This is a genomic window from Mesorhizobium sp. WSM4871, assembly GCF_055811295.1.
In genome coordinates, this window is the sequence record NZ_JBVVPU010000021.1 from 17,872 (window position 1) to 44,414 (window position 26,543).

Annotated in this window: 21 protein-coding genes and 4 pseudogenes; 9 read left to right on the forward strand and 16 right to left on the reverse strand. The window is 57.1% G+C overall.

Annotated features, from left to right (window positions below; all coding sequences use genetic code 11):
- Positions 1–3: 3 nt before the first annotated feature.
- From AC0L2H_RS30065 to AC0L2H_RS30105, 9 genes are all read right to left on the reverse strand, one after another.
- Positions 4–267, reverse strand: a complete 264-nt coding sequence (locus AC0L2H_RS30065; RefSeq protein ID WP_155249175.1) for a hypothetical protein — start codon at positions 265–267, stop codon at positions 4–6.
- 94 nt (positions 268–361) lie between these two features.
- Positions 362–1,366 carry a N(2)-acetyl-L-2,4-diaminobutanoate deacetylase DoeB gene (gene doeB, locus AC0L2H_RS30070; protein ID WP_019863537.1) on the reverse strand — a complete coding sequence of 335 codons (1,005 nt, stop codon included), beginning with the start codon at positions 1,364–1,366 and terminating at the stop codon, positions 362–364.
- 4 nt (positions 1,367–1,370) lie between these two features.
- Positions 1,371–2,549 carry an ectoine hydrolase DoeA gene (gene doeA, locus AC0L2H_RS30075; protein WP_019863538.1) on the reverse strand — a complete coding sequence of 393 codons (1,179 nt, stop codon included), beginning with the start codon at positions 2,547–2,549 and terminating at the stop codon, positions 1,371–1,373.
- Between the two features lie 182 nt (positions 2,550–2,731).
- Positions 2,732–3,508, reverse strand: coding sequence for an ectoine utilization protein EutA (gene eutA, locus AC0L2H_RS30080; protein WP_019863539.1), 777 nt, complete (start codon positions 3,506–3,508; stop codon positions 2,732–2,734).
- Between the two features lie 5 nt (positions 3,509–3,513).
- Entirely contained in the window at positions 3,514–4,173 is a 660-nt protein-coding gene (gene ehuD, locus AC0L2H_RS30085) for an ectoine/hydroxyectoine ABC transporter permease subunit EhuD (protein WP_019863540.1), read from the reverse strand.
- Positions 4,173–4,832: an ectoine/hydroxyectoine ABC transporter permease subunit EhuC gene (gene ehuC, locus AC0L2H_RS30090; protein ID WP_019863541.1), complete on the reverse strand. Its 660-nt coding sequence runs from the start codon at positions 4,830–4,832 to the stop codon at positions 4,173–4,175. The genes ehuD and ehuC overlap by 1 nt, the downstream gene beginning before the upstream one ends.
- 157 nt (positions 4,833–4,989) lie before the next feature.
- Positions 4,990–5,826 (reverse strand): ectoine/hydroxyectoine ABC transporter substrate-binding protein EhuB, encoded by an 837-nt coding sequence (ehuB, locus tag AC0L2H_RS30095; RefSeq protein ID WP_223217947.1) that lies wholly within the window; start codon positions 5,824–5,826, stop codon positions 4,990–4,992.
- Positions 5,827–5,940: 114 nt separating this feature from the next.
- Positions 5,941–6,651, reverse strand: a complete 711-nt coding sequence (gene ehuA / locus AC0L2H_RS30100; RefSeq protein ID WP_394811817.1) for an ectoine/hydroxyectoine ABC transporter ATP-binding protein EhuA — start codon at positions 6,649–6,651, stop codon at positions 5,941–5,943.
- 203 nt (positions 6,652–6,854) lie between these two features.
- Positions 6,855–7,760 carry a peptidyl-alpha-hydroxyglycine alpha-amidating lyase family protein gene (locus tag AC0L2H_RS30105; protein ID WP_155249176.1) on the reverse strand — a complete coding sequence of 302 codons (906 nt, stop codon included), beginning with the start codon at positions 7,758–7,760 and terminating at the stop codon, positions 6,855–6,857.
- Between the two features lie 254 nt (positions 7,761–8,014).
- Between AC0L2H_RS30105 and AC0L2H_RS30110 the strand changes: the two genes are divergently transcribed.
- Positions 8,015–9,097, forward strand: a complete 1,083-nt coding sequence (locus AC0L2H_RS30110) for a 2-hydroxyacid dehydrogenase (protein WP_019863545.1) — start codon at positions 8,015–8,017, stop codon at positions 9,095–9,097.
- Positions 9,098–9,256: 159 nt separating this feature from the next.
- Positions 9,257–10,642 (forward strand): MocR-like ectoine utilization transcription factor EhuR, encoded by a 1,386-nt coding sequence (ehuR, locus tag AC0L2H_RS30115; RefSeq protein WP_019863547.1) that lies wholly within the window; start codon positions 9,257–9,259, stop codon positions 10,640–10,642.
- A gap of 187 nt (positions 10,643–10,829) precedes the next feature.
- On the opposite strand, the gene AC0L2H_RS30120 is transcribed toward ehuR (AC0L2H_RS30115), so the two are convergent.
- From AC0L2H_RS30120 to ectA, 3 genes are read right to left on the reverse strand one after another with little or no spacing between them, the layout of a single operon-like run.
- Complete coding sequence (locus tag AC0L2H_RS30120; protein WP_019863548.1) at positions 10,830–11,222, reverse strand: ectoine synthase; 393 nt, start codon at positions 11,220–11,222, stop codon at positions 10,830–10,832.
- A 10-nt stretch (positions 11,223–11,232) separates the two neighbouring features.
- Complete coding sequence (gene ectB, locus AC0L2H_RS30125) at positions 11,233–12,540, reverse strand: diaminobutyrate--2-oxoglutarate transaminase (RefSeq protein ID WP_051112870.1); 1,308 nt, start codon at positions 12,538–12,540, stop codon at positions 11,233–11,235.
- Between the two features lie 17 nt (positions 12,541–12,557).
- A complete protein-coding gene (gene ectA / locus AC0L2H_RS30130; RefSeq protein WP_019863550.1) occupies positions 12,558–13,133 on the reverse strand; it encodes a diaminobutyrate acetyltransferase in 576 nt (191 codons plus the stop codon).
- Between the two features lie 370 nt (positions 13,134–13,503).
- On the opposite strand from ectA, the pseudogene AC0L2H_RS30135 reads away from it, so the two are divergent.
- Positions 13,504–13,868: pseudogene (locus AC0L2H_RS30135) on the forward strand (hypothetical protein); the annotation flags it as partial.
- A gap of 244 nt (positions 13,869–14,112) precedes the next feature.
- Here the strand turns inward: AC0L2H_RS30135 and AC0L2H_RS30140 are convergent.
- Positions 14,113–15,141 carry an IS110 family RNA-guided transposase gene (locus tag AC0L2H_RS30140; protein ID WP_019863552.1) on the reverse strand — a complete coding sequence of 343 codons (1,029 nt, stop codon included), beginning with the start codon at positions 15,139–15,141 and terminating at the stop codon, positions 14,113–14,115.
- A 185-nt stretch (positions 15,142–15,326) separates the two neighbouring features.
- Between AC0L2H_RS30140 and AC0L2H_RS30145 the strand changes: the two genes are divergently transcribed.
- The 5 genes and pseudogenes from AC0L2H_RS30145 to AC0L2H_RS30165 form a co-directional block, all read left to right on the forward strand.
- A complete protein-coding gene (locus tag AC0L2H_RS30145) occupies positions 15,327–15,548 on the forward strand; it encodes a transposase (protein WP_223217789.1) in 222 nt (73 codons plus the stop codon).
- Positions 15,549–15,966: 418 nt separating this feature from the next.
- Positions 15,967–16,623, forward strand: a pseudogene (locus AC0L2H_RS30150) (IS110 family transposase); the annotation flags it as partial.
- 310 nt (positions 16,624–16,933) lie between these two features.
- A complete protein-coding gene (locus tag AC0L2H_RS30155; protein ID WP_155249177.1) occupies positions 16,934–17,107 on the forward strand; it encodes a hypothetical protein in 174 nt (57 codons plus the stop codon).
- Positions 17,091–19,166: a recombinase family protein gene (locus AC0L2H_RS30160; RefSeq protein WP_019863554.1), complete on the forward strand. Its 2,076-nt coding sequence runs from the start codon at positions 17,091–17,093 to the stop codon at positions 19,164–19,166. Before AC0L2H_RS30155 ends, AC0L2H_RS30160 begins: the two co-directional genes overlap by 17 nt.
- 21 nt (positions 19,167–19,187) lie before the next feature.
- Positions 19,188–19,559: pseudogene (locus tag AC0L2H_RS30165) on the forward strand (transposase); the annotation flags it as partial.
- Between the two features lie 306 nt (positions 19,560–19,865).
- Here AC0L2H_RS30165 and ehuR (AC0L2H_RS30170) read toward each other — a convergent pair.
- Positions 19,866–21,254 (reverse strand): MocR-like ectoine utilization transcription factor EhuR, encoded by a 1,389-nt coding sequence (gene ehuR, locus AC0L2H_RS30170; protein ID WP_019863556.1) that lies wholly within the window; start codon positions 21,252–21,254, stop codon positions 19,866–19,868.
- A gap of 311 nt (positions 21,255–21,565) precedes the next feature.
- Between ehuR (AC0L2H_RS30170) and AC0L2H_RS30175 the strand changes: the two are divergent.
- Positions 21,566–21,798 (forward strand): annotated as a pseudogene (locus tag AC0L2H_RS30175) (IS6 family transposase); the annotation flags it as partial.
- A gap of 79 nt (positions 21,799–21,877) precedes the next feature.
- Here the strand turns inward: AC0L2H_RS30175 and AC0L2H_RS30180 are convergent.
- Complete coding sequence (locus tag AC0L2H_RS30180) at positions 21,878–24,625, reverse strand: hypothetical protein (protein ID WP_019863557.1); 2,748 nt, start codon at positions 24,623–24,625, stop codon at positions 21,878–21,880.
- Positions 24,626–25,046: 421 nt separating this feature from the next.
- The gene (locus AC0L2H_RS30185) at positions 25,047–26,339 is read right to left on the reverse strand and encodes an LLM class flavin-dependent oxidoreductase (RefSeq protein ID WP_027047831.1); all 1,293 of its coding nucleotides are present in this window, start codon (positions 26,337–26,339) and stop codon (positions 25,047–25,049) included.
- Positions 26,340–26,543: the final 204 nt, after the last annotated feature.

Genomic DNA, 26,543 nt, shown 5'->3' on the forward strand with positions numbered 1-26,543 from the left:
TCTTCAACAGCCTGCTAGTTCATTTATCCCTGAGTGCATGAAGCTGATGAACTGAAGTTTTTCTGCTATTTCTATCGTTCCTCTAGGAAAGGTGTAGCCGATGATAGCGTCTGCGTCTACGACAAGATCTCTGACATCGTTGAATGTACATTCAAATCGTGAAAAATAGTCGCCACGAGGCGCTACCACGTTGGTACCGGCCGGCAATGCATCCTTCAGGTACTTTAGCTCCTCTTCGGTGGCATGCCACGAGCAGGCAACGTTCATAGTGCAATCCTTCTAAGTCGGATGACGCCGACGGGGTCTCAAGATCCTGGTAAACGCCGGGCCAATTCAATGGATGCTGCTCTCGCTTTAGCAACTACGAGAGGACAGCCAAGACCGAGATGCAGTCACCGGCGGTCACAAGACCGGGGAAATGACGGGCCGCGATCACACCGTCCATCTTCGCACTCACCACCAACGGTTCGGCGCCGGTGCGACCTAGGGGATAAATGCGAGCGACCGCATTACCTTTTGCGACGCGATCGCCAAGGTCATGGAGCGGTTCAAAAAGCCCGCCATCCTCAGCGAAGGAGAAACAATCGCCGTCAGGCATATCGAGCCAGATGGTTGGGAGGGTCTGGACTTCACCTTTCAGGATCCCCGCTGCTTTCAAGACATTGGTAACACCAGTCTTGGCAATTCGGACACTTTTCGCAGTCGTGGTACCCCCGCCTCCGAGTTCGGTGGTGACGAAGACCTTCCCCATTTCCTCGGCCGCGGTGTCGTACATGCCGACCGCGTCTATCTCCAGCATAGCCATGGAATATGGTGCGCCGAAGGCCTGAACAAGCTCAAAGCTCTTTCGCTCCTGCACCTTGTCTGGCAACCGGTGTGCCGCGCAATAGGGCAGGAAATCTAGAGTTTTGCCACCTGAGTGGAAGTCCAGCACGATGTCGGCTAACGGCAACAGATATCGCTGGAAATAGTCGGCAATCTTTTGGGTGACGGTCCCATCCGGCGCGCCGGGGAAGGACCGGTTCATATTCCCCCTATCGATCGGCGAAGTTCGGGTACCGCTGAGAAACGCGGGATAGTTCATGGCCGGCACGATGATGACAGTCCCGGTTACGTCTTCAGCCTTCAGTGAACGCGCCAAGTCGAAAAGCGCAATCGGTCCCTCATATTCATCTCCATGGTTGCCGCCGGTGAGTAGAGCCGTCGGCCCCTCGCCGTTCCGTACAACCGTAACCGGGATCATCACGGCCCCCCAGGCAGAGTCATCGCGGCTGAAAGGCAGGCGCATAAAGCCGTGCTGTGTGCCTTTAGACGAAAAATCAACCGTGGGCGCGATCGGTGACTGGCGGAGAGGGCGGTCCAGCATGGTTTCAATCCTTCACGAGAAGTTTGCGTGGCACGTTGGCTAGGCACTCGACTCCGGTCTCGGTAATCAAAATGCTTTCAGTGATCTCGAAACCCATGTCCTCCAGCCAAAGACCTGTCATGAAGTGGAAAGTCATGGCCGGCCTCAATTCCGTGCGGTCGCCGGGACGTAAGCTCATAGTGCGCTCACCCCAATCCGGCGGATAGCTGACACCGATGCCATAACCCGTACGGCTGTCTTTGACGATGCCATGACGGGCCAACACAGCAAAGTACGCCTTGGCGATATCTTCACAGGTGTTACCCGGTTTGGCGGCGGCCAGGCCAGCCTCCAAGCCTTCGAGAGTTGCGCTTTCCGCGTCGAGAAAGGCTTGGGTAGGCTTTCCTAGGAAGACGGTTCGCGACAGAGGCACATGATATCGATTATGGCATCCCGCAATTTCAAAAAAGGTGCCTTCTCCCGCACGCATTGGTCGGTCATCCCAGGTCAGGTGCGGCGCACTGGCCTCCGCCCCGGAGGGCAACATTGGAACGATAGCTGGGTAGTCTCCGCCCGCGCCTTCCACCCCACGAGTTGCAGCGTCATAGATTTCGGCGACAAGATCGCATTTGCGCATACCGACCTCGATCTTGGTCGCGATACGCTGGTGCATAGTCTCCACAATGCGCGCGGCGCTGCGCATATATTTTATCTCGGTCGGGCTTTTGACCGCCCGCTGCCAGTTCACCAGCGCTGTACAATCGACGAAGCGGGCGTTCGGAAGATTCTTGACCAGGGCCGCAAATGCCGCTGCCGAGAACCAGTAATTATCCATCTCAACGCCTATGCGCAGCGAACCAAAGCCCTTGCCGGCAAGGATATTCGCCAGGTGGTCCATGGGGTGGCGCTCAGTCGACTGTACATAGTGGTCGGCATACGGAATTATATTGTCGTGCTGCAGATAGGCGGTGTGCTTCGCTCCATTGGCGTCCATGCCCCGGCCGTACCAGATGGGCTCGCCTGTAGGTGGGACGATCACCGCCTGATGAACATAGAACGACCACCCGTCATAGCCGGTAAGCCAGTTCATGTTGGAAGGGTCGCTAACAATAAGCAAGTCGACTCCCTTGGCCTCCATTGCCGTCCGCGTCTTCGCAAGACGATCGGCAAATTCTCCTCGTGAGAATTTCAGGTTTGGCTGCATCGTTGGTGGTCTCCTTTGTTGGTCCGCGCGGAGTCGATTGCTTTTTGGACTATCGCGGTGTCCCGTAGGCCTCAGCCGGTGAGATCCACGGCGGATTGTTGAGCGAGCATGAGCCACCTGTTGTCGAATGCCCGTCCCACTTCGGCCCACGGGATCATGCGCCGCAGATGTGCGTGCTGACATCACTCAGTCAGCCGCTTCGTCATCAGCCTGCCGAATTCGGGGCGCGCTGTGCCGTCCCCGCAAAGCCGCAGACAGTTCCAGGCGCTGGCCTGATTGCTGGTGACGACCGGGCGGCCGATCGCGTCTTCCATTCCGGAAACGGCGAGCGCAGCGCGTAGCGCCGTGCACGAGACGAACAGCGCGTCGGCCTGTGCATGCGTGGCCTTGCGCGCCAATTCCACGAGGGAAGACGGCTTGATGCGTGCCATCTCGCGATCGTCCTCGAAGCCGAGGCAGGTGAAGCTCTCGATATCGAAGCCATGCGCCGCAAAATAGGCGGCCATCGGCCGGCTGGTCTCGGTGGTATAAGGCGTGAGAATGCTGATGCGCTTCACGCCCAAGGCGTTCAGGCCGCGGATGCCTGCCATCGGCGGCGTGACCACGGGAACGCCGGGCTTCGCAGCCTGGATTGCTGCCTCAATCTCGGCATCGCCGATCACCACCGAGGCAGAGGTGCAGGAGTAGCAGACGGCGTCGAGCGGCTCGTCCGGCAGGATGAGCGCCGCGCCGGCCGAAAGTGACGGCTGCATCTTGCGCAGATTTTCCGGTGTCGTCGGATTGGCATAGGGAATGCGCGCCACATAGACGCCGATCCGCTCGCTCGCCACCATCCGGCGGAAATCGACCTCGCTGGTGTGGTCGGTGGCTAAAGCGATAAGGCCGACGCGCTTTGCCAGTGGGCGCCCATCAAATGTCGGGCGCCCTGTTTCGAGGCGGATCTCAGGCAGTGGTTTCATGACTTTCACCTCTCGATCCTGCCGTAACGATGCTCCAGCCAGCGCAAGAGCACGACGGAACAGAGGCTGATGATTAGGAAAAAGGCGCCGACCAGCGTGATCGGCTCGAGATAGCGGTAAGAGCTGTTGGCGACGATCTTGGCCTGGTTCATCAGTTCCAGCACGGTGATCGCCGAAAGCAGCGGCGTCTCCTTGAACATGGCGATGAAATAATTGGCCAGCGCTGGGATCATTGGCGGGATGGCCTGCGGAATGATGATGTGCGTCCAGGTCTGCCGGGCGGAGAGATTACAAGCCTTGGCAGCCTCCCACTGGCCACGCGGCACATTGTCGATGCCGGCGCGATAGACTTCCGCCGTGTAGGTGCCGTAGTGCAGACCAAGCCCGATGACGCCCGCCACCAGCGGCGGCAACAGGATGCCAATGTTGGGCAGCACGTAGAAGATAAAGTAGAGTTGCACCAAGAGCGGCGTACCGCGGATGAACTCGGCGAACCAGCCGACGCTGCGCGAAACGAGCCGGTGCGGCAAGCGCCGCGCCAGAGCGATGGCCAGGCCGACGATCGCCGCCAGGATCGAGCCGAGCACCGTCGCCAGGATGGTGATCTTCACGCCCTGGATAAGATTCGGCATGATCTCCCGGACGAAATTCCAATCCCATTCCATCAGACACGCACCCCGTCGAGGCCGCGCGCCAGGCGCCGTTCCAGCGTCCGTACGCCCCAGGAGATGATCAGCGCCAGCATAAAATAGATGACGAGAATGGTGGTGAACGGCATCAGCGTGCTGCCCGTTTGCGAGCGCACGATTTGCGCCTGGAATGTCAGGTCGGAGAGCGAGATCAGCGACACGACCGAGGTCGCCTTGAGCAATTCGATCGCGTTGTTGCCGAAGGTCGGCAGCATGATGAGCAGCGCTTGCGGCAGGATCACGTGGCGCATGCCTTGCCAGCGGCCGAGATTGAGCGCCGTGCAGGCCTCGTATTGCTCGCTGCCGATCGACAGGATGGCGCCGCGCACCACTTCAGCGCCATAGGCGCCGATATTCAAGCCCAGCGCCAGCACGCCAGCCTGGAGCGGCGTCAAAGTCACTCCCACCAGAGGCAGAACGAAGTAAGCGAAGAACAGTTGTACGAAGCCCGACGTGCCGCGGAAGAACTCAATATAGGCCGTCGCTAACCACCGTATTGCACCGAAGCGTGACAGCCGCCCTAGCCCGGCGACGAAGGCCATCACCAGCCCCAGCACTGCGCCCATCACGGTGAGTTCCACCGTGACCACCGCGCCCTGCAGGATCAAGTTAAGATATCCGCACCAGTCTGTCATGAGATCGCGTGTTTACCAATTAGCAGCTGAGGACGGGACACCCGCATGACCTCCCGTTCAAAGGGAGGTCATGCGGCGGGCACGGGTGGGGTTAATAAGGCAGCTTGGAAACCCACCCGTTCGCCGACCCTTCCAGTTGTGGGGGGTCAGAGCGAGCCTATTGCGCCGAGGCGCAGAGCTTCTCGCGCGTCGTCGACATCGCCGCCTTGGCGGAGAAGCCGTATGGCTCGATTATCTTGGCGAATTCGCCGGACTTCTTCATCTTGGCGAGCTCGACGTCGAAGGCATCGCGCAGCGCCTCGTCACCCTTTTTGAAGGCCGCGCCGTCGCAGGAGACCGGCAATCCCTGCACCGGGGCGATCACTTCGAGGTTTGGGTCGTTGGCCTTCTTGACAAGGTCGGTGATGGATAGAATCGGGAGCGTATAGACGTCAATGCGACCGTCTTGCACCATCTTCAGCCCGCTCTGACCGTCAGGCACGACGATGAAGCGGTCGCTCGGCACGCCGGCTTTGGACGCGTACTTTGCCTGAAGTCCACCACCCGGACCGCCGATGGTGGCGGAGGAGTCCTTGGCAATATCCTCATACGTCATTAAATGCTTTGGATTCCCCTTTCTCACCAGAAAGGCGTCAGCGTCGCAAAGCACGGGTTCGGAATAGGCGACCGACGCGCAGCGCTCCGGTTTCATCATCAGGCCGGCAGTGACGACGTCGAAGCGGCCGGCCTGCAGGCCGGGGATCATCGCGCCATATTCCGAGATTGAGGCAACGATGTCGGCGACGCCGAGGCGTTTGAAGATCACGCGCGCCACGTCGGGCGCAGCGCCCGAGACCTTGCCGTCGGCGGCTACCGCCGTGTAGGGCGGCTCATTGGCGATGGCGACGCGGGCGAAGCCTTGCGCCTTGAGCTCCCCGAGCTTGGCGTCATCTGCCGAACGTGCACCGGAGGCGAGTAGCATCGTGCTCACTGCGAGGCTGGCGACGCCAGCCATAATGCCAAGTTTGTTCATCGTTCCCAACTCCTTGTTTCTCTTCTGGTTGCTCGAACTGGGCGCGCAGGTCCGAGGACGCTCCTCGGAACTCGCTGCGTCGCCCGTGCATAGCGGTCAGACCCGATGTCCGGCCGCGATGATCTTCTTCAGGAAGCTCCGCGTTCTCTCCTGCTTCGGATTGCGGAAAATCTCATCGGGCTTGCCTTCCTCGAAGATCCTGCCGCGGTCGAAGAACAGCACGCGATCGGCGAAGTCGTGGGCAAAGCCCATTTCATGGGTAACAAGCAGCATCGTCATGTCTGTCTCGGTGGCCAGCTTGCGCATGACGTTGAGCACCTCCTCGACCAGTTCCGGATCGAGCGCCGAGGTAATCTCGTCGAACAGCATGATCTTGGGCGACAGGGCGAGTGCCCGAGCGATCGCCGCGCGCTGCTTCTGGCCGCCGGAAAGCTGCGCCGGCATCGCCTTGGCCTTATCGGCCATGCCTACCATGTCCAGCAGTTCCATCGCCCGTTTCTCGGCGGCGGCGCGCGTGACGCCCTTGGTCAGCATCGGCGCCAACGTCACGTTGTCCATGACGCACTTGTGCGGAAACAGGTTGAACAACTGGAAGACCATGCCGATCTTCTGCCGCATCTTGGCCAGATGCCCCTCGTCGGCGGCCAGCAGCTGGCCGTTGCGCTCCATGTGATAGAGCTGCTCGCCGTCGATCTGGATATGGCCGCCGTCGATCTTCTCCAGCGTCATCAGGATGCGTAGGATCGTCGTCTTGCCCGAACCGGAGGGACCGATCAGCGCCAGCTTCTCGCCCGGCATGACCTGCATCGACAGCCCCTCCAGCACCTTGAAGGCGCCGAAGCTCTTCGAAATGCCGTCGATCTTGATGATGGGCGCGGGCTTGCCCCGGGCCTCATCACGAGATTGCGAAAAAGGTATCAGGCTCGTGCTCCACGAAATCAGGGGTTTGTGCGTGAGCGGAAGGTTGCTTCAGATCTCTTGTTAAGGCGTCATCCGCTCACACCGCGCGCTCAGTTTAGTTTTCGGAATTTTGACATACGCCAGCCGTACACTTCGCAGACATAAATATCGCCATTTTGAGCGACGCATAGATCGTGTGGTCCGATCAGAGTCTCCTTGTCGTCACTCGCCGTATTATCCCAGCTAGTAAGCCGTTTACCGTCGAGGTCATAGAGTGAAATGGAGCCACTCCCTCGTCCGTTCGTCTTGTCCTCAAACGGTTGTAACTGGGCGAAGTAAACAATATCATCTTTGATAAAAATACCGCTCGGATTTCCGAGTTCCCATTCTTCTAGATATTTTCCTTCCATATTAAATAGCTGAACTCTGTCGTTCTCATCATCGCAGATAAGAACTCTGTCCCTGCTGTCGATCCAAACATTGTGAACCAGCTCAAATTGGCCTGGTCCTCGTCCTTGACGCCCCCAAGACAGCAGCAGCTCACCTTTCGAATTGAAGCGGTGAACCTTATGGCCACCATAACCATCGGCGACGAAAATATCTCCGTTCGGTGCAATCGCGAGATTTGTGGGCAGGTTGAAGGGTTGCGCGTGTACGAGGCGCCCCTCGCAAGTAGGCGATGGGGAGTTCTTGTTCCCTAAAGTACGCAAAATCTGACCGTGCGGTGAGAACTCCATCGCAACGTGAGCACCACAATCAACTATCCAGACATTATCGTCTTTCCCGATAAAGATTCCATGAGGTATAGCAGAGAACATTCCATCGCCCCACGACCCAATGAAGTCGCCTTCCGGGGTCCAGATAGTTACTGGATGGTTTCCTCGAGCGAGCACGAAGATCTCTCCAGAAGAGTTGATGGCAACATCGCTTGGCTGTCCCATCTCAAAATATTTTGGAACGTTTGGCCAACGCTCGACCCGCTCATAACGGTACTGACCTGACCCTAATACTTTCAATTTCTTTGTTCTCCAAGGCGGGACCCTTGTCCCCGATCGAGACCCATTGATATGCACCGATGAGGGGCAATGCCAACTATTCTTGCGTTTTAAATAGCTGTCAATCTCGAAATTGACACAGTTCAATCCTTGGGATCAAGGTCCTGTGCACACTCTGGCGGCCACAGTGATGAAACGGAGCATGCCGCTACGTATCATGCTGCTTGCGGAGCAATGCGCCAAAGCCAGATTGATATGATTCAAGTTAGCTATTGATGCATGTCAAATCCGGTGTTAACAGCAAGCGGCTTTCTGTTTTCGCAACCGGTCAGAGGATCAAAATGAAGGTTTTATTGGGATGGCATGCTACGGACGAGGAGTTGGCGACGGTCCGGCAGTCGCTTCCTGGAGCTACTGTCGTTGGGCCACGCCCTGAGCCATATCTTTCTCGATTCGATCTAACTCTAGAGTCGATCGCAGATACCCTTGGAGACGTGGACGCTTTCGTAGGTTATGTTTTACCCGAAGGGTCCTTAGACATCGCCAAAAACCTAAAGTTGATATGCTGGATGCATGCCGGCTGTGATGAACTTGACCTGGCTCGCCTAAAGACACTGGGTGTCCAAGTTACCAATTTACGTGGGGCCAACAGTATTGCTGTTGCCGAACATGCGATGGCGATCATTCTCGGGTTGGCCAAACGGCTGATTGCCAAGCACCAAGCCTGCGTCAACGCTCTCCCAGTGCCAGTTTACGATGCCGATTCCCGCTCAGCGATGTTGCATCGAAGAACCCTTGGGATAATAGGCCTTGGGCAGATTGGAAGTGCGATCGCCCAGCGCGCCAAGGCTTTCGACATGAGAGTCTTGGGCGTTCGCCTCCATCCTGAACTCGGTGCAGGTGCGGCGGATGCGGTTTTCGGCGTCGACCAGATGGCGCAGGTGCTAGGAAACAGCGATTACGTTGTGTTGGCGACACCTATCACTCGCAAAACGAACTCGTTTTTCGGGGCAACTGAAATTGATGCGATGAAGTCAGGGGCATTCCTCATAAACATTGCTCGTGGCAATCTTATTCAGGAACGCCCGCTCTATGACGCTCTGCAAAGCGGAAAGATTGCGGGCTATGGTTCTGACGTGTGGTGGACATATAACAACGCATTTCCAGCAAGTTACCATTTTCCGGTGCCTTCACGAACCGGAATCCAGAAGATGCCGAATGTCATCGGCACGGGTGATCAAGGTGCTAATGCCGATGACGTTCTCGATCGCAACATAGCGCGATCGGTGGAAAGTTTGCTTGAGTTCCAAAACGACAAGCCTCTTACCTGGAAAATCGATCTCGACCTAGGATATTGAAAAACCTTGTTTTTCGGAGGGTATTGATGGCAAAAACGGCTGGTCAAAATCAAGCGACCAGCCGATCCGCTTCGGGGAGTGTCTCGGCGAACATACATCGGATGCCGGAATTCATCGAGTTGGTTAGGGCTCTGCCGTACCGTGAGAGGATCGTGCATTATGGATGTGTGGCTACCTGAGCCAGGCTCACTTGAACGTCCAATCTATCTTTCTTTAGCTGAGAAAGTCGTAGAAGCTCTTCAAGCTGGCAAACTGGCAGAGGGAGCGCGCTTGCCAACGCACCGCGAGTTATCGTTCCGCTTAAAGGTTTCAGCTCAGACTGTTAGCAGGGCGTACGAAGAATTGGCTAGACGGGGTTTGGTCACCAGTTCTGTTGGGCGTGGGAGTTTCGTCAAGCACTCATTAGACAAGCCGGCTTACCCGCACTCCCCTGAACGCTCCGAAACATCAATTGACCTTTCGATTTTGAAGCCGGTGAGTGATTCAACTCATCTTGAGCATATGCGTAGGGTACTCCAAGATCTTGCGGTGGATCTGCCTCTTACGAATTTCTTTTCATTCCGGCCAAATAATGCATTGGCGCGTCATCGCAGCATCGGCGTAGACTGGTTGCGCTCGTATGGCATCGAAGTCGACGAACGCAACTTGATGGTCACCAATGGTGCAACGCCGGGCATGACACTTGCGTTGATGTCTGTTCTAAGCCCGGGGTCGACCCTGCTATCCGAGGAAATTGGCCACCACACGCTAAGTCCGCTCGCTGCGTACCTCGGCTCAAAGCTCCATGCGGTGAAAATAGACTCGGAGGGGATTTGTCCAGATTCGCTGGAGCAGGCTTGTTTAGAACACAACCCGCGCGCGCTGTTCATTATGCCTGGTCCCATCAGCCCGACTGTGAGTGTTATGAGCAATGGACGGCGAGCAGAAATCGCTGACATTGCGCGGCGCCATGGGCTCTTTATTATTGAAAATGATCCTCTCGGTGCGCTGGTCGATCGCGGCTTGCTGTCCTTTGTTGAACTCGCTCCCGAACGGACGTTTTATATTACCTCTTTGACAAAGTCCCTGATGCCGGGTTTGCGAACCGGTCATCTGGTCGTTCCAAGTAGCCTGATCCCTGCGGTCACGAACCGATCTCTGGTAACGACCTGGATGGCTACACCACTGGTAGCGGAGATTGCCAGCCGATGGATTGAAGATGGCACTGCGAAAGGCCTTATTGACTGGCAGCGGAAAGCATTGGCGGAGCGGCACAAAATTACGACCGAACTTTTGGGTGGCGTCCCATATATTTCGCACCCACAAAGTCTTCACATCTGGCTTCCGCTACCGAAAGGTCACACCGAAGATGGCTTCGTCGCCAATGCTCGTCTCCGCGGAGTGGGCGTCGCACGCGGCAGTGCATTTACGCTATCCCAACACGCGCAGCCTCCTGCAATTCGCATCTCTGTTGGATCAACGCGCCCAGATGAGTTGAGGCGGGGCCTTGAGATAATTTCCGCCATGCTAACAGAGGAGCCTGAACCGATTCTCCACAGGTTGTAATCTATGAGCGGAGAAAGCTGCCGCAGCCTCGCCTTCAAGCCGAGACCGTGTATTGTGGGCGCTAGGCAAGAGGAGGTTTCACCTCAAAACCCTTTCGGCGAGGTGGGTCGTATCCCCTGGGCGACGAGCGACGCGGAGAAGTCAAAACTCTCCATGTCGACACTCGCTAACCTTCACTGAAGCGAAATCAGATCGCCTCGGAATCGAGAGGATACGCGCCGGTCTCGTCATGCACCTCGCTGCCGGCCAAGGGAGGATCGAAGACGCAGGCTAAAACCAATTCGGTTTCGGCACACAGCAGGTGAGCATCGTGATTATCGAGCGCATAAATGATGCCCGGTCTAACGACATGAACCTCGTCTGCCTGCAGATTCTCGATAGAACCCGTTCCAGAGATGCAGTAGACCGCCTCAAGATGGTTTCGATAGTGCATCTTGAGCCGGGCGCCCGGATGGATCGTAGTGATATGGAAGGAGAAGCCCATTCCATCGTTCCTGAGGAGCAACCGCACACTTTCCCAGTTCGTCGTCTGGACCCGCCTAGCTGTCTTTTTTTCCTCATTGAAATCCCTCACGATCATGATTCACCTCTTACGCTGCCATATGCCCTATGCTGCCGATCACGCTATCGATAGCGTCCTCGAGGATGTCGAGACCCTGGCTAAGCTGATCCTCGGCGATGACGAGGGGTGGCAGACACTTTACGACCTCGTCTTTGGGACCAGCGGCCTCGAGAACAAGACCATTCTGAAAGGCGGTGCTGACGACCTGACCTGCAACTTCCCCAGACTTCAAATCGATGCCTCGCATCATACCCCGACCTTTAGCTGACACTCGGCTCGGGTCGTACTTCTGGGCGATCTGATCGAGGCGACCCTTCAGCAGCTTGCCTTTTTCCCTGACGGAAGCTGCCAAGCTTTCCGTTCGCCAGAAGTGCTCTAGAGCTGCTCTGGCGGTCACGAAAGCATGGCAATTGCCGCGGAATGTCCCAGTGTGCTCTCCAGGCTCCCACTTGTCGAGTTGTCGATCAATTAGGACGAGGGCCATGGGCAAACCATAGCCCGATATCGATTTGGCCATTGTGACGATGTCTGGACGGAGCCCGGATCCTTCGAAGCTGAAGAATGCATCGGTCCGGCCAACACCGGCCTGAATGTCATCGATGATCAGCAGAGCTCCGTGTCTCCGCGCAATGCCTGCTACTTTCCGCAGCCACTCCGTGCCGGCGACATTCAGGCCGCCTTCGCCCTGAACTGTTTCGACAATCACCGCCGCCGGGACGTCGACGCCGCTGGACGGATCCGACAGCAATCGATCGAGGTAATCGGCGGTGTCTACAGTAGATCCAAGGTATCCGTCATACGGCAGCCGGGTCACGCCGCCGAGCAACTGGCCGGCGGCTGCACGGTGGTGTCGGCTGCCGGTACAGGAGAGCGCGCCAAGGCTCACGCCATGAAAGCCATTGGTGAATGCTATGATGTTGGACCGACCAGTTATCTTGCGCGCTAACTTGAGGGCAGCCTCGACCGCGTTAGCGCCCGTTGGACCGGGAAACTGAACGACGTAGTCGAGTTGTCGCGGTCTGAAAATCGTCTCGTCCAATTCTCGTAAGAAAGATTCCTTAGCCTCACTATACAGATCGAGGCTATGCGTGATGCCGTCGCGGGCAATGTATTCTGCGAGCGCGCTCTTCAGTTCGAGGGGATTATGGCCATAGTTTAGACTTGAGCACCCCATCAGAAAATCGAGATAGACGGTTCCATCGCGCGCAAACAACTGGGCCCCCCGCGCTGTCGTGAAAACAGTAGGAGCGCGACGAGCGTAGCTGCGCACTTCGGACTCGAGATGGTGGAAGGTCGCGAATTCGCCCCCGCCGTATGGGCCACTTCGGTCAGTCATGTTTCCCTCTTATTTGCTTATTGGTTTGGGGGCTCGGCGAGCATGCCCTCAGCGCTGCTAGAGCATACGATAGGGCCGATGGCTATCGTGTACTCGCTCTCATGCTGTCCCTTAAAATGGATATCGCGGTCGAAGCGAATAGCCTGCCGGATGGGCGCGCGCATATCCCGAGCCACACCTGCGAAGAGCGACTGGGTGGTACTGTTGCTGAGAGTGACCGTGGCGCTGATGTGGGTCACGCCGTCGCAAGATCGCCTGTTTAGGGCTGAGATGATCAACCCTTTGCCGACCCCTATACTGCGTGCCTCAGGATGCACGGCAATCTGCCAAATGAAGAGCGTCGATTGCTCGCTCGGCCGCCGATACGTCGCTAGCCAGCCAACCACCTCGCCATCCCGCTCCGCGAGAACACAGGTGTCAGCGAAATCAGTGCAGAGCAGGAGCTCGCAGTACAGCGAGTTGCGGTTCAGGGGCGGGCATTTCGCGATGAGGTCCCATACGTCGGCTGCATGAATTTCCGTGGGCTCTCGGAATGTCACTCCTGACAACTGGACGGTGGGAGGCAACGAGAACCTCTGGCTATCACTGACCATTTGTATCCTCCGGGCGCAACACCAGTGCCGCCTCGCGTCGACTTCACGAAGAGGACTTCTCAAAAATCATGCCAATAGCGCCCAGGGAGCAACAGAAAGATTTTCTGAGCTTTGTTCAATGACTTGACCGGGAATGCCGCAGGCATGGAGGCCGAAAAACTGTGTCGCGGATATACGACAAACACGACAGGAGGCGTCGGTTGCCTGCGTTTTCTTAGGAATCCGACGGGGTTTAACAACGGGATTGGTCGCGCATCATCTTGTGATCGGCGCCGGCGACGGAGCAGGTCCGCCCTGAGCCCTAATCAACTAAATGCGTGACCGCGCCTCGCCTATCCGAACTCGCCGCCGTTCGCTTGACGCTCGAGATAGAACGCGGACGCCGGCCGGATATCAGGCGCAGGTCGACTTCGCGATCCATCATCGAGTTCACCCACGAGCCGTCGATACGCATCGGCTGGCTCTTTTCGGTGGTGCTTGGCCATTCGCGCCACATCTTCGCCCGCGCGTCATGCACCAGGACCTGCAGACGCTGCTGCGCGCACGTGTCAAACCAAGGTCACGAGCGAGGTCTTTGCGGCAAAGCAGCTGAAACTTCAATCCCTTCCGGCAGTTCCGTTCGACGTCCTGCTCAAGCTGGAGCGGCGGGTCAGCCATGACGATCTCGTCCGCGTCGAATGCGAACGGGAACGATGTAATAGTTGCCGCCGATGCGTTGTTGAGGTTCACCAGCTTGTCAAACGGCCCTTTAATTGCGGGTAGTTGTCAATCCGGATCTCGCACTGCCATCGCCGGGGTCATGGTCCTTTCCGAGGTCGAGTGCCTCATGATGATGTTCGGGTCGGGCGCCTCAACGTTTCCAACGAGATGCAGATGAACTGCTGTCAGCCGTTTGACCGAGGTCGCCGCAACCACCGTCCCGGCGGGGACATCACGAGTTCCGGAAACGGGCCCGCGATTGGGATCGAGTGCTGATCTGTTATGCCATCTTTTCGCCGCCCCACTCGAAGCTGGTGCCGTCGACCCAGAGGCAGTGGAGCAGAACCGCGATCTTGCGAGCAACCGCCACTTTCGCTTTCTTCATGCCGATCCGCTTCGACAGGCGAACACCCCACGCCTTGAGCGTCGACCATTTCTTCGTCCGGTGCAGGAGGACGCTGGCCGCCTCGTAGAGATAGGTTCGCAACAGCCGATCTCCCCAGCGTGAGACACGGCCGTTGACGTCTGTTTCGCCGGACTGCTTTCGTCGCGGGGTCAGGCCGAGATAGGCACCTACGTTGGCGGCCGAGCGAAAGCGCGCGGGATCGTCGATCGTGTGGCGGAAGGTGAGCGCGGTCACCACGCCAATGCCGGGGACCGTCATCAGCCGGCGTGTGGTTTCGTCTTCACGAGCGAGATGCCGGACTCGCCGATCGAGCTTCTCCTGTTCACAGCAGACCTGCTCGTGGACAGACAGAAGCGCCTGAACCAACGACTGAAGCGGATGCCCGTCAGCAACAAGTTCCCAAACCTTTCGCCGGAACTGTGACCCAATCGATCGACTGAACTGCAGCCCGTATTCCTTCAGCATCGACCGTGTCTGGTTTTCGAGATCGCGCCGGATCTCGACAAGTCTTGACCGTGCGACGAGCATGGATCGGGTGGCCTGGCTCTCTGCGCTCTTGACCTTCACTTCCCGATACCAACCGACGCGAACCAGTTCGGCCAGGCCGCGGGCATCGTTCTCATCACTTTTGTTCATTCGAACTGAAAGTGCCGCCTTTGCATGCCGAGCATCAAGGCAGACGACCGGCAACCCGACCCTTTTCAGCTCGTGCCAGAGCCAGCTGGACATGGCACCAGTCTCAAATCCGATGCGCTCGGCGTGAGGCGCACGTTTACGCAGTAACTCCGTCAAGGCTCCCGGATCGGACTTCGCCTTTCCCTGGAACACCGTCTTTCCAGCATCGTCGACGACGCAAACGCTGGTCTCACGCTGCGACACATCCAATCCGACATATTGCTTCACTGCGGCCTCCTTGATCTCAATGGTCGGCGGCTTTTGCCGTCAGCCGAATCTTCGTTCAAAGGAGCGACGGCAGCAATTACGTCATCGTTTCCAAAACTGACCCTAGATTGGAGTGCGCCCCTCGGGCCAGACAGGTTGAACAAGCAGAATTGACTTGGAAGCCGGGCTTCGAAGGATGGAAGCCCATGGTGACTTATCGCACGCACAGCATCGAGTTTAAACGTCAGGTAGTGCAGGAGTTCCTCTCCGGCGAGACGCTGCATGGTCTCGCCAAGCGGCATGGACTGCCGCGTAACCTGATCCGCATCTGGGTCCAGAAACACGAGGCCGGCTCCTTCGACGAGGACGTGGCGGCGGCCGACACGATGCCTATGAGGCGCGGATCGCAGCGCTGGAGCGGCTGGTAGGCCGGCAAGCCTTGGAATTCGAGTTTCTAAAGGGGGCTCTGAAAAGCGCACCACGTCCGAGAAGCGGGACTACATCCGTGATCACCGGCCCGGCGGTGTCTCCATCGCTGAAGGATGCCTGGCCTGCTGCCGGTTTTTCGGACACGAGGTTAAGCTAACATAGCTTGTTCCTCGAACTCCACGGGGCTCAGATAGCCCAATTGCACTCAGCGCTCGGCTATCTCAGCCCGCAGCAGTTCGAGGACCAACACGCCCGGCACATGGTCAAAACTGCGGCTTGATCCTGTCCGGCCCGAGGGGCGCACTCCAGATCGGCGTCCAATTTTGCACACGATGACGTAATTGCTGCCGTCGCTCCTTTGAACGAAGATTCGGCTGACGGCAAAAGCCGCCGACCATTGAGATCGAGGAGGCCGCAGTGAAGCAATATGTCGGATTGGATGTGTCGCAGCGAGAGACCAGTGTTTGCGTCGTCGATGATGCTGCAAGGTCTGTCTTCCAAGCGAAAGTGAAGTCCGATCCGGGAGCACTGACCGAGTTGCTGCGAAAACGCGCACCTCACGCCGAGCGCATCGGATTCGAGACGGGCGCCATGTCCAGCTGGCTCTGGCATGAGCTTAAACGGGTCGGAATGCCGGTTGTCTGCATTGCTGCTCGACATGCGAAGGCGGCACTTTCAGTTCGAATGAACAAAAGTGATGAGAACGATGCCCGCGGCCTGGCCGAGCTGGTTCGCGTCGGCTGGTATCGGGAGGTCAAGGTAAAAAGCACAGAGAGCCAGGCAACCTGGTGGCGCGATCGCGACTCGTCGCCATCCGCCGCGATCTCGAGAACCAAGTCCGGTCAATGCTGAAAGAGTACGGGCTGCAGTTCAGTCGCTCAATCGGTGCGCAGTTTCGGCGAAAGGTCGTGGCGTTGGTTGTCGACGGGCATCAGCTTCGATCCGTGATCGAGCCGCTTCTGACCGTCCATGTAACAGGCCTGCAGGGAACAGGAAAAGCTGGACCGGCAGGTACGACGCCTTGCTCGTGAGGATGACACCACGCGCCGGCTTGTGACGGTTCCTGGCGTCGGGCCGACAGCTTCATAATACCCGCTATCAGCCGGGGAGACGATTATCCGTTACCGATTCCATCCCCGTTACGGGGAAACGGTTACTGTTGCCGGGCGCAATCGTCGTGGTGACGAGGTCAGTCTGACCATCCGCCAGCCTGACGGCACCCTGGCGCATCTGCCGATCTGGATGACGGAAGATCAGGCGGAGGCGATGATGATGACGGAGCGTCCCCGTCTGCCGCTGGCGTATCTGCACGAACTTCGTCTGGAGCTCGATGCCTGTCTAACCTTGCTGCGTGACGATTCCCGTCACGAAGGAGGAGACAAGCATGAAGCAACGGCAACCCTGTCACCGCCAATTCGATCTCTTCGTGCCCAAGACCCCACCGGTGCCGGTAGCAGCGTCCGAGCGGACGAAGCTGTTGCCACTGGTGAGTGCGCTGCTGTCGGAAACACTCAGCGTCCCCGCAGTGACGGAGGCCGGCGATGAAGATCACGTCTGATCACCTGGCGCGCGGTGCCTTCATCTACATTCGGCAATCCACCGTCGATCAGCTTGCCAACAACCATGAGAGCCGGCGGCGTCAATATGGACTTGCCGACCGTGCCCATGCTCTTGGCTGGACGGATGTGACAGTCATCGACGACGACCTTGGCCGCTCGGGGTCGGGCATCAGTCGTCCGGGCTTCGAGAAGCTGCTCGCAGCGATCTGTGAAGGCCGGGTCGGTGCCGTTTTTGCGATCGAAGTGTCGCGTCTGGCGCGCAATGGACGCGACTGGCACACGTTGATCGAATTTTGCGGACTGGTTGGCACGGTGATTGTCGATGAGGATGGAATCTATGAACCACGCCATCCAAACGATCGGTTGTTGCTGGGCATGAAAGGGACGATGAGCGAACTCGAACTGTCGCTCCTGCGGGCCCGTTCGATGGAAGCCTTGAAGCAGAAGGCTCGACGGGGCGAGCTCTTCTTCACGGTAGCTGTCGGCTATGTGAAAGTGGGCCGCGACAAGATCGAAATGGATCCAGACCTGCGTGTGCGAGAGGCGATCGGGTTGGTCTTCACCCGCTTTGCCGAAATGCAAAGCATCCGCCAGGTGTTCTTGTCGCTTCGAAGCGACCAGATCGCGCTGCCGTACCTCAACTCCAGGAACTCCGGACAACGGCAGGTGCTGTGGAAGCTTCCGGTCTATGCGACGGTGAGTAATCTTCTCACCAATCCTGTTTATGCCGGCGCTTACGCCTTTGGCCGAACCGGAAGTCGAACGATAATCGAAAACGGCCGCAAGCGAATCGTGCGCGGCCGTCGCAAAGATCGTTCAGATTGGGCTGTCTTGCTCGTTGACCATCACGAAGGCTATTTGTCCTGGGCGGAGTTTGAAAGGAACCAACGGCTGATCGCTGACAATGCCAACGGCAAGGGCATGATGGTGCGCGGGCCGGTGCGCAAGGGGGAGGCTTTGCTCGCAGGCCTGCTGCGCTGCGGCCATTGCGGCCGCCGACTGCTTGTCAGCTACAACGGCACCAAGGGCGATGTCGGCCGCTATAAGTGTGACGCCACCCGAAGCAACCCTGGCGGTGATCCCTGTATCTCGTTCGGCGCACTGCGCGTCGATGAAGCGGTGGGTGTCGAGATCGTGCGGTTGCTGCAGCCGCTCGGCGTTGAAGCGGCCATCCAAGCGATCACGCAGTGCGAGCACCAGTCTGGCGAAAAACAGCGCCAGATCGAGTTGGCGCTCGAACAGGCGCGATATGAGGCAACCAGGGCGCACCGACAATATGACACGGTCGACCCCGACAATCGTCTGGTAGCTGGCGAACTTGAGCGGCGGTGGAATGGCGCCCTCGCGAGCGTACGCGCTCTCGAGGAAGAATTGGAGGCCCTCCTGCGACAGCGGCCGGCAGCTTTGGGCGTCGAGGAGCGCCAGCGTCTATTGCAAATGGGGGCCGATCTGGAGGCCGCCTGGCATCATCCGGCGGCCACTTCCGTCACGCGCAAGCGTATCGTCCGGGTCGTGTTGCGCGAGATCGTGGCACAAGTCGAGGGTGACCAGATTCATTTGTTGTTGCATTGGCAGGGTGGCGATCACACCAGCCTGACGGTGAGAAAGAACCGGCGGGGTCAGACGCGGTGGTCCGTCGAGCCTGAGACAGTGGAGTTGATCCGCGCCTGCGCACGAATGATGCCTGACAAGGCCATTGCCGGCATGCTCAACCGGATGGGAAAGCGGACAGGTCGATCGAATGGATGGACACAGTCGCGTGTGCGGGGCTTCCGCAATACGCACGACATCGCGGTCTACAGGGATGGCGAATGGGCCGAGCGCGGCGAAGTCACGTTGACTGAAGCCGCCAGCATTCTCAATCTGAGCCCTGCGACGGTCCTTCGCCAGATTCGCGCCGGCATCATCCCTGCCCAACAATATTGCATGGGCGCACCTTGGGTTATCAAACGAGGGAATATCGAAGATTCCCATCTGATCGAGCGGATCACGTCGTGCTCCAAGGGGCCGCCATCATCAGATTCGGATCCAGAAGACCCTTGTCTTTCAATAGCGTAGCGAGATGGGCATTATGACGTGGGACCAGGCGTCGTGACGGCGTTGACCTACCGCCACACGATCGATGATCCTTCGCGCTTTTCCTCGGCCAGTGACGTCGGCGCCTACCTTGGTCTGACACCGCGGCGAAAACAATCTGGGGAAACAGATGTCAACGGCCGTGTCTCACGCTGGGGAGATCGGCTGTTGCGGACCTATTTATACGAAGCGGCCAGCGTCCTCATGCACCGGACAAAGAAATGGTCGACGCTGAAGGCGTGGGGCGTTCGCCTGTCGAAGCGGATCGGCATGAAAAAGGCGAAAGTGGCGGTTGCTCGCAAGATCGCGGTTCTGCTCCACTGCCTCTGGGTTGACGGCACCAGCTTTGAGTGGGGCGGCGAAAAGATGGCGTGACAGATCCGCGCTCGATCCCAATCGCGGGTCCGCTTCCGAAACCCGTGATGTCCCCGCCGGGACGGTGGTTGTGGTGACCTCGTTGAATCGGCTGACGTCGACCTCGAACTTCGTTGCACACGTTGAGTCGCCCAACCCGAACATCATCATGAGGCATTCGACCTCGGAAAGGACCATGACCCCGGCGATGACAGAGCGAAACTCGGATTGACAATCACCCGCAATTAAAAGGGCCGATTCACACACCAGCTTGCCAATCGGATCCGCATCTTGGAGGAGGGCCCATTGGCGCGATAGAGCTGTGCATTAGTACGGAATGCTCATTGGATCGGGATCTTCTTGCAGAAGGGCCGCAATTCGTTCAAGCCCATCTTTGAAGTCCTGGTCATTTCTATTGGTGTCGCCAAGTGCCAAACGTACTGCATGGGGTTCGACTGCTCGTCCGATGATGAATGGATCGGGCGGGCTGACAAGGAGTCCCAGAGATCGCGCATGATCTACAAAATGGCTGGACCGCCAGTGTTCAGGCAGACTCAGCCAAGCGTGCATCGCGTATGGCTCCGCTTCATAGCTATATGCCCCGAGTACGTGGTTCAGGATCTCATATCTTGTCTTGAGCTTCTGTCGTTGCCATTCGATCAGCCGATCAATTGTCCCGTCCTGCAGCCAGCGAGCAGCAACGTCAGCGGTCCAGATGTTTGCACTCCATCCGGTTGCGCGAACGCGTGAAGTTAATCGAGGTATTGCCGGTACAGGGCCTGCAAGAAATCCTGTCCTTAAAGTAGGCATCACGCACTTCGTAAAGCTCGTCGCGTAGTATGTGCGTTCGGGAGCGAAGCACCACATGGGCTTTGGTCGCTTGGGTATTAGAGGACCGAAGACATCGTCCTCAATGATCGCTACATCATGCCGCCGTGCAATTTCGGCAATCCGCTCGCGGCGCGCCTCATCCATGAGGGAGACGGTGGGAGCACTGTAGCAGGGTGTAATGCACAAAACCTTGATGTTTTCGTGCGCACAGGCCTCTTCAAAGGATTCGGGTATAATACCGTTATGATCGATAGCCAGGCCGCGGAGCCTGACCTTGAGGATTGAGGCATTAATGGTAATAGATGTGTCCACAAGCGACTCGGTGGCGACCACATCACCAGGCTCAGTTATGCTAGCCATTGCTGTCCATATCGCGTGAGCGACGCCGTTCGTTACGATCACCCTGTCAGCACTCGCCTGAACCCCGTTGCGCTCAAGCCAGGCGGCGCCAGCTTCGCGATGCTGCGCTATGCCCTGGGTTGGCCGATACTCGAGCATGCGCTGGATGGCGCCGTCTTTGGCTGACGCGACCATCGCCTCCCTGAGTACCTCAATATGGATTTCGGAGAGCACAGGCACAATGTTTGAGAAGTCCCGCACGTTCGGCTCTTCGCTATCGGCGAAACACCGCGCACGCTGTTCCGGCCTGAAATACTGAACAAACGTTCCTCGACCCACTTCGCCCGAGAGTAGTCCTTTGCGTGCCGCCTCGGCGTACGCGCGAGCTACGGTCTGTACGCTGACGCCGAGTTTTTCTGCGAGTTCGCGGTGCGTCGGCAAACGATCACCCGGCTGTAGGGCTTTCGAAGCAATGGCTCGGTCAACCGCGTCGATGATTGCCTTGTATCGCGGGCCGACTGAATTAGACAGGTCTGGAATCCACATTGAATAATCCAAGATTGCTACTGAAACCGACATAGGCCTTGAAGCGGTCGAAACCGCGCCAGGTAAATTCGGGCCAGGCCGAAACACGTCTGGGGCATGAGACTCCAATCGAGGCCGCCGCAGAAGTTTGTTAGCTTGTGGATAGATTTAGCGACTGCGGACCATGTCTTCGATCCCGGGCCGCTCCCTCTTGTGGCAACCGTCCGGCCATGCCGGTTTCCTCTCCTTGCGGGGTAGCTGTTCGCGATTTTCGTTGTCTCAACCGGGGGGGCACTCCAATGCGTCCGGGACTTACTGAAAGACGCAGCTAGCTCATGCCGCACTTAGAACACCGCTCGCATAGAGGCTTGAACAACCGGGCGGAGAGTTCTCACCTACGGTCCCGAAAACGGGAACGAACGCGACAGGGTTTCCTGTCGGTCGCCTCATTGCAGCATTTCGTGTCGATCTTCTCGTAAATCTCATCGTCCCATCCCAGACCAACCGTTCCGCAGCACAAATTCGAGTCCATCCACGCCGAGCCATGGCCGCATGGGAGCCGTGAGTGCACGGCCTGCCTGAAAGGCGCCGGATCGGCCTCACGCGGCTACATTTCAAACGACGTGACAACGCCGCGCCGGTCGCTATCCACTCCTCATAGGATTTGAACAGTCAGTCCAATCGTCGCCGCCGGCGCACTCTCTATCTCCGAATCCCTTCGCAGCCAGTAACTCACCGTTGCGCGGCCGGCAGGAATTTTCCTCTATTGGGACGCGCATGGCCTCCGCGGCAGAACCAGACGCCCTCGAAACCAATGGGCGAAAGATCACCTGATAATAATGAGGTGCTTTTATTTTTTGCAATTCAATGGGGTGTATTGTCGCCGCACTCGCCTGTGACAGGCACTGGTAAATCTCTCCCTCTCGGTTGATTTCTTCCAGATCGAGAGAACTGAACATATTACTACACACGCTTCTTGCATTATTAAATAGTTGGATATCCGCAATTTGCAACCATTCGTAGTGCTCCCCAAAGAGCATTTTCACACTGGTGCCGCTCCCATATGGCAGCATAATGGAGAAATAGCCATCATGCAGATGGTGTGCTTGAAGCAAGAAGAGTTTGGACTCATTTACGCTCACCATCGAGACTTTCAGAGGTGAAAACCGCACATTCATATCGTCTGGGCCTAGATCAAGCTGAAATCTTCTTTGCACTAGGCCGCTGAATGTGAAGTCAAGCCCCAAGCCACGCGTTTCATATGCGCCCAACCGATAGGGCGAGGGCAGGCGCCTCATATTCTGCCATGCGCTTTCTAGATGATAGATCGTCTTCTTGCGATCTGGTCCCATAAACTTGTCGTGCTGGAAGTCCTTGAAAAATTCCAACTCCGCTTCAACAGGCATGTAGGCATTACGGAACAGAGCTGCGTGGGCCGCTCGCTGCAAAATAGAGTACTCGTGCGTCATGCCAGATTTGGTAAACAACGTCCTCGCGTCATCGATGAAACGCAAGCATTCAGCTTGAACATTCGCGACCTTCTCATACTGCTTCTCACTAAGTATTATGTCCGCAATAATTGGCTCTCCGTCGAATTCATAGTCAACTACCGCTCCTTCCCGATGCGTGCAACATTGTTCGAATACAGTCGTATTATCCCATGTTGATGTAATAAGTGCCTTGCTATTCGCCGCCTTGTAAGGTTCGTCTGAAGCGAACACGTATCGGCCAAGCAGATCAATGTCAAAGTTGCCCATAATCGTGCGAGACAAATAGTCCTGCGTTCTGCCATTAAAGCCGATGTCGGCAAAGAGAATCGTATCACCGTCCTCCAACTCCAATTCCTTCGATATATAGCGCATCAAGCGGGTACGCAAAGAAAAGGAGTTCTTGAGAATTAAATCCAACACATCTTCATCGTTCAACAACTGATGGAACGCTGCCTGTGGATCGTCAGATTGATGGGCGACTTGTATTAACAATTCAGTCAGTTCAGGCGGAAGCAAAAGCTGCTTGGCGATGGCAGGAAGAGTATCGCATTCGGGCTCGATCCCGCTGATGTAATAATCGATATCGGCGCGGGTTTTGAAAGAGGCGGCAATGGCATGGAATTTGCGGATTCGTACCAGCTTGCCGACGGGCTTGCGTGCATACGCTTCACACGCGGCGGAAAGAAGATAAGCATCACGCATGAGAAAGAAGACTTTCACTCGCTTGCCCTGTTTTTGTAGCGCCTCCACCTCGTCCATAAGGAAGCGGGCATAGGCGTATAGCGCCGGGCCGAATGACATGTAGCCGATCAGTGTCGCAGGTGTGTACTGATGCAGATTTGCGACAGAAAACACTGGGCGAAACGGACTATAGCGTGGCAGAATAAGTACGTCCGGAGCTGCCTGTTCGAATACAATCAACGATGATGCTGCGTGCTGGAGGCGCAAGAAATCAGCAACCTCACGACCAAACGGCACAAAATGCAGCGCTCGTACGCCCAATTTCCGCGGCACTTGCGCATCGGCTACATAATTGTCTCCGATGTGAAGTAGTTGCGATGCATGTACACCAGACTCTTTGATTACGACCCGAAAAAGGGCATCGCTCTTGGATGTCCCATAATCGATAGAGCAGTAAACCTTGCTGATTGACTGCATGACGTCGGCAGGCAAATGCCGAGCCAAAAGGCGCCTCAACTCGTCTTCGCGAAAATATGTGTCGCTCACGACGATTGTTTTGATACCGCGAGTGTGCGCCAGCCTGATCAGTTCTACGTACGGTGAGAATGCAAAGCAAACACTCATTTCGGTCCGGAGTTCTGCCTCGGCTAGTAGCTCCCGTTCGTCATTGGAGAGCGATGTAAAAGACCGATAAATGTCACGGATATCGATTTCCCTGGATGCGTTCTCTAAATGCTTCGCTCGACGGGCACGAGCCGCAGCGCTAATTCGTTGGTGAGGAGTTACCCCTAATTTTCGCGCGATTGGGGTATCGGCCAGCACGGCAAAAACGTCTGTAGGTGTCGCCGTCTTGCGCCATAGCAACGTATCGAAACAGTCAAGTGAGAGTACCTTTAGGGAATCTCCAAATTCGTCCAGAGCCTTTGGAATATCCTTCGCCGTAATCTGGGCGTTATGGTCTGTGTCACGCATCTCGCTCCAAGGCAGGCGACCCTCCGGTTTGGTGACCGTTTCTGTTAGACCGCCCCCGTCTGGAAATATTGCATCAGGGTGACCGATAAATCGATAGATTTCGTCATAGACGTCGTCTTCTGGAAAACGCGGAACTATCTCCCCATAACTGTCAGCTTCGCACTTATGTCCGATACAGGATCCGGAAGACCGCTGGTTAATATCGCCGCGCATTATCTTGGCGGCAATGCGCTCTAGTATATGCTTCATATATTTTCTCCCTGGCCCAAGCGCAATTTGTCTGGCCGAGAACGTTTCACTCGTCGCCCCACCGCATCGCCAGAGTTTCTAGGTAAGCGGCAACCGCTTTCGCTGTGGAGCTCCCAACGGTTGACGGACTTGCGTTCGAACCGGGGGCTGCGGAGTAAAACACAGCTGTCCTATAGCCAGACGATTGCCCCGCCCTTGCAGAAACGAATCGGCTAACCTCAAAACCCACATCCGGCTAACCCTCTGCGCCGGACCAAACCATCGCCCTACTCTCAATGTGACAGCACCGAGGCCACACCGGCCAGCCAGCCGTGGAGCCTCGCGAAGGCAAGAAGAGTGGCTGCAACAAGCGAAGATGTGAAACGGTATTCAAACTCAGCTGCGATCCTTTGCTTGGAGGTGAAAGAAAATGCCTCATCGCTTACGCTTTGATAGTTTCCCTCAGAGTCGAGCCCGGATACTCCTTGCGGAATAAGCCGCGCTTCTGGAGGATCGGGACGACCGATCGCGTGAAGGCCTCGAAGGAGCCCGGCATTTCGGTGGGCGTTATGATGAAGCCATCGCAGCCCTCATTTTCGAAGAATCCCTGAAGCTCGTCGGCCACGCTCTCGGGCGTGCCGACGACTTGAGGGCAAAGTTCGCTTATGGCAAAATGTTTGGCCGCTTCGCCGAGCGTGAGATTGCAGGCCTTTGTGGCTTGAAGAATGACATCAAAAGAGCCGCGAGAACCGGCTTCTGCCGGAATATCGCTAATTGGCTTGTCTATCGGGTATTGCGACAGATCGAGTCCGCTATGGGTCGACATGAAGGGGATGGCGAGGCGAGGGTCGACCAAGTCATTGATGTAAGCCTGCTTCTCGCGGGCAATCGATTGCGTTTCGCCGACGATCGGGTCCACCGAGACCAGGATGGCGCAATCGTCCGGATTTCGCCCTGTCTTATCGACGCGACCCTTCATCTCGACATAGAATTTCTGCATGTCCGGCAACGAATGCTGAAGCGTAAAGACAAGCTCGGCGTAGCTGGCGGCGAAAGCGCGGCCCCGCGGTGACGAACCGGCCTGCATGATGACCGGATGCCGCTGAGGGCTGGGCGGAACGGTGAAGACGCCCCTTGCCCCGACGTATTGCCCGGCGATCTCGGTGCGGCGCATCTTCGCCTCATCAATGAAGTGGCCGCTTTTTTTGTCACAGACGAGCGCGCCGTCGGCCCACCCCGTCCACAGGTCGAGACACGCTTTCAGGACCTCCTCGGCGCGGTCGTAGCGTTCACTGCGCGGCAGGAGCGCCTCCTCGCCAAAAAACTGCGCCTCCTGGTCGATAACGGAAGTCACGATGTTCCAGGCGATACGGCCGGCGGTCAGCGCATCGAGCGAGGAAAGCACGCGGGCTATCGCATAGGGCTGTTGGAAACTCGTCGATATCGTCACACCGAGTCCAATGCGCGACGTCGCCCGCGCCATCATCGCGACAAGCGGGACAGGATCAAGCAGCGACATCTGGCCGCCCCGCGCCATAATAGTTTCGTTATAAAAACTTAGAGCATCGGCGAAAAAGAACGCGTCAAATCTCCCCGCCTCGAGCGTTCGCGCCAGCGTCTCCCAGAACGCCGGATCGAGAAACCTGTTCTCTGTCTGCGGATGGCGCCACATTCCATGATGATGGCAAGTTGGCCCCGCCATAAGAAACGCTACAAACTTCATTTGACGCGACATTCTGGGCCCCTCAATTTAAAGCATTTGATGAATATGCTTCTCCATGCAAGCGGCGTGCCGACTGAGAACACGTCCAGCTAGGTAGTTGAATCGCAACGGTTTTCCTCAACGTCTAAGCGGTGAGAGCCAAAAGCTCCCTGCAAAGCACAAGGAACTGTGGAGCCAATGTCATATTCAGGACACAGGACTTATCCGATCGAAAGG

Coding starts and splice junctions, on each gene's coding strand:
- AC0L2H_RS30065 (WP_155249175.1), bottom strand. CDS start 267: ATGAACGTTGCCTGCTCGTGGCATGCCACCGAAGAGGAGCTAAAGTAC.
- doeB (WP_019863537.1), bottom strand. CDS start 1,366: ATGCTGGACCGCCCTCTCCGCCAGTCACCGATCGCGCCCACGGTTGAT.
- doeA (WP_019863538.1), bottom strand. CDS start 2,549: ATGCAGCCAAACCTGAAATTCTCACGAGGAGAATTTGCCGATCGTCTT.
- eutA (WP_019863539.1), bottom strand. CDS start 3,508: ATGAAACCACTGCCTGAGATCCGCCTCGAAACAGGGCGCCCGACATTT.
- ehuD (WP_019863540.1), bottom strand. CDS start 4,173: ATGGAATGGGATTGGAATTTCGTCCGGGAGATCATGCCGAATCTTATC.
- ehuC (WP_019863541.1), bottom strand. CDS start 4,832: ATGACAGACTGGTGCGGATATCTTAACTTGATCCTGCAGGGCGCGGTG.
- ehuB (WP_223217947.1), bottom strand. CDS start 5,826: ATGGCTGGCGTCGCCAGCCTCGCAGTGAGCACGATGCTACTCGCCTCC.
- ehuA (WP_394811817.1), bottom strand. CDS start 6,651: ATGCAGGTCATGCCGGGCGAGAAGCTGGCGCTGATCGGTCCCTCCGGT.
- AC0L2H_RS30110 (WP_019863545.1), top strand. CDS start 8,015: ATGCATGTCAAATCCGGTGTTAACAGCAAGCGGCTTTCTGTTTTCGCA.
- ehuR (WP_019863547.1), top strand. CDS start 9,257: ATGGATGTGTGGCTACCTGAGCCAGGCTCACTTGAACGTCCAATCTAT.
- AC0L2H_RS30120 (WP_019863548.1), bottom strand. CDS start 11,222: ATGATCGTGAGGGATTTCAATGAGGAAAAAAAGACAGCTAGGCGGGTC.
- ectB (WP_051112870.1), bottom strand. CDS start 12,540: ATGACTGACCGAAGTGGCCCATACGGCGGGGGCGAATTCGCGACCTTC.
- ectA (WP_019863550.1), bottom strand. CDS start 13,133: ATGGTCAGTGATAGCCAGAGGTTCTCGTTGCCTCCCACCGTCCAGTTG.
- AC0L2H_RS30145 (WP_223217789.1), top strand. CDS start 15,327: ATGGTGACTTATCGCACGCACAGCATCGAGTTTAAACGTCAGGTAGTG.
- AC0L2H_RS30155 (WP_155249177.1), top strand. CDS start 16,934: ATGAAGCAACGGCAACCCTGTCACCGCCAATTCGATCTCTTCGTGCCC.
- AC0L2H_RS30160 (WP_019863554.1), top strand. CDS start 17,091: ATGAAGATCACGTCTGATCACCTGGCGCGCGGTGCCTTCATCTACATT.
- ehuR (WP_019863556.1), bottom strand. CDS start 21,254: ATGTGGATTCCAGACCTGTCTAATTCAGTCGGCCCGCGATACAAGGCA.
- AC0L2H_RS30180 (WP_019863557.1), bottom strand. CDS start 24,625: ATGAAGCATATACTAGAGCGCATTGCCGCCAAGATAATGCGCGGCGAT.
- AC0L2H_RS30185 (WP_027047831.1), bottom strand. CDS start 26,339: ATGTCGCGTCAAATGAAGTTTGTAGCGTTTCTTATGGCGGGGCCAACT.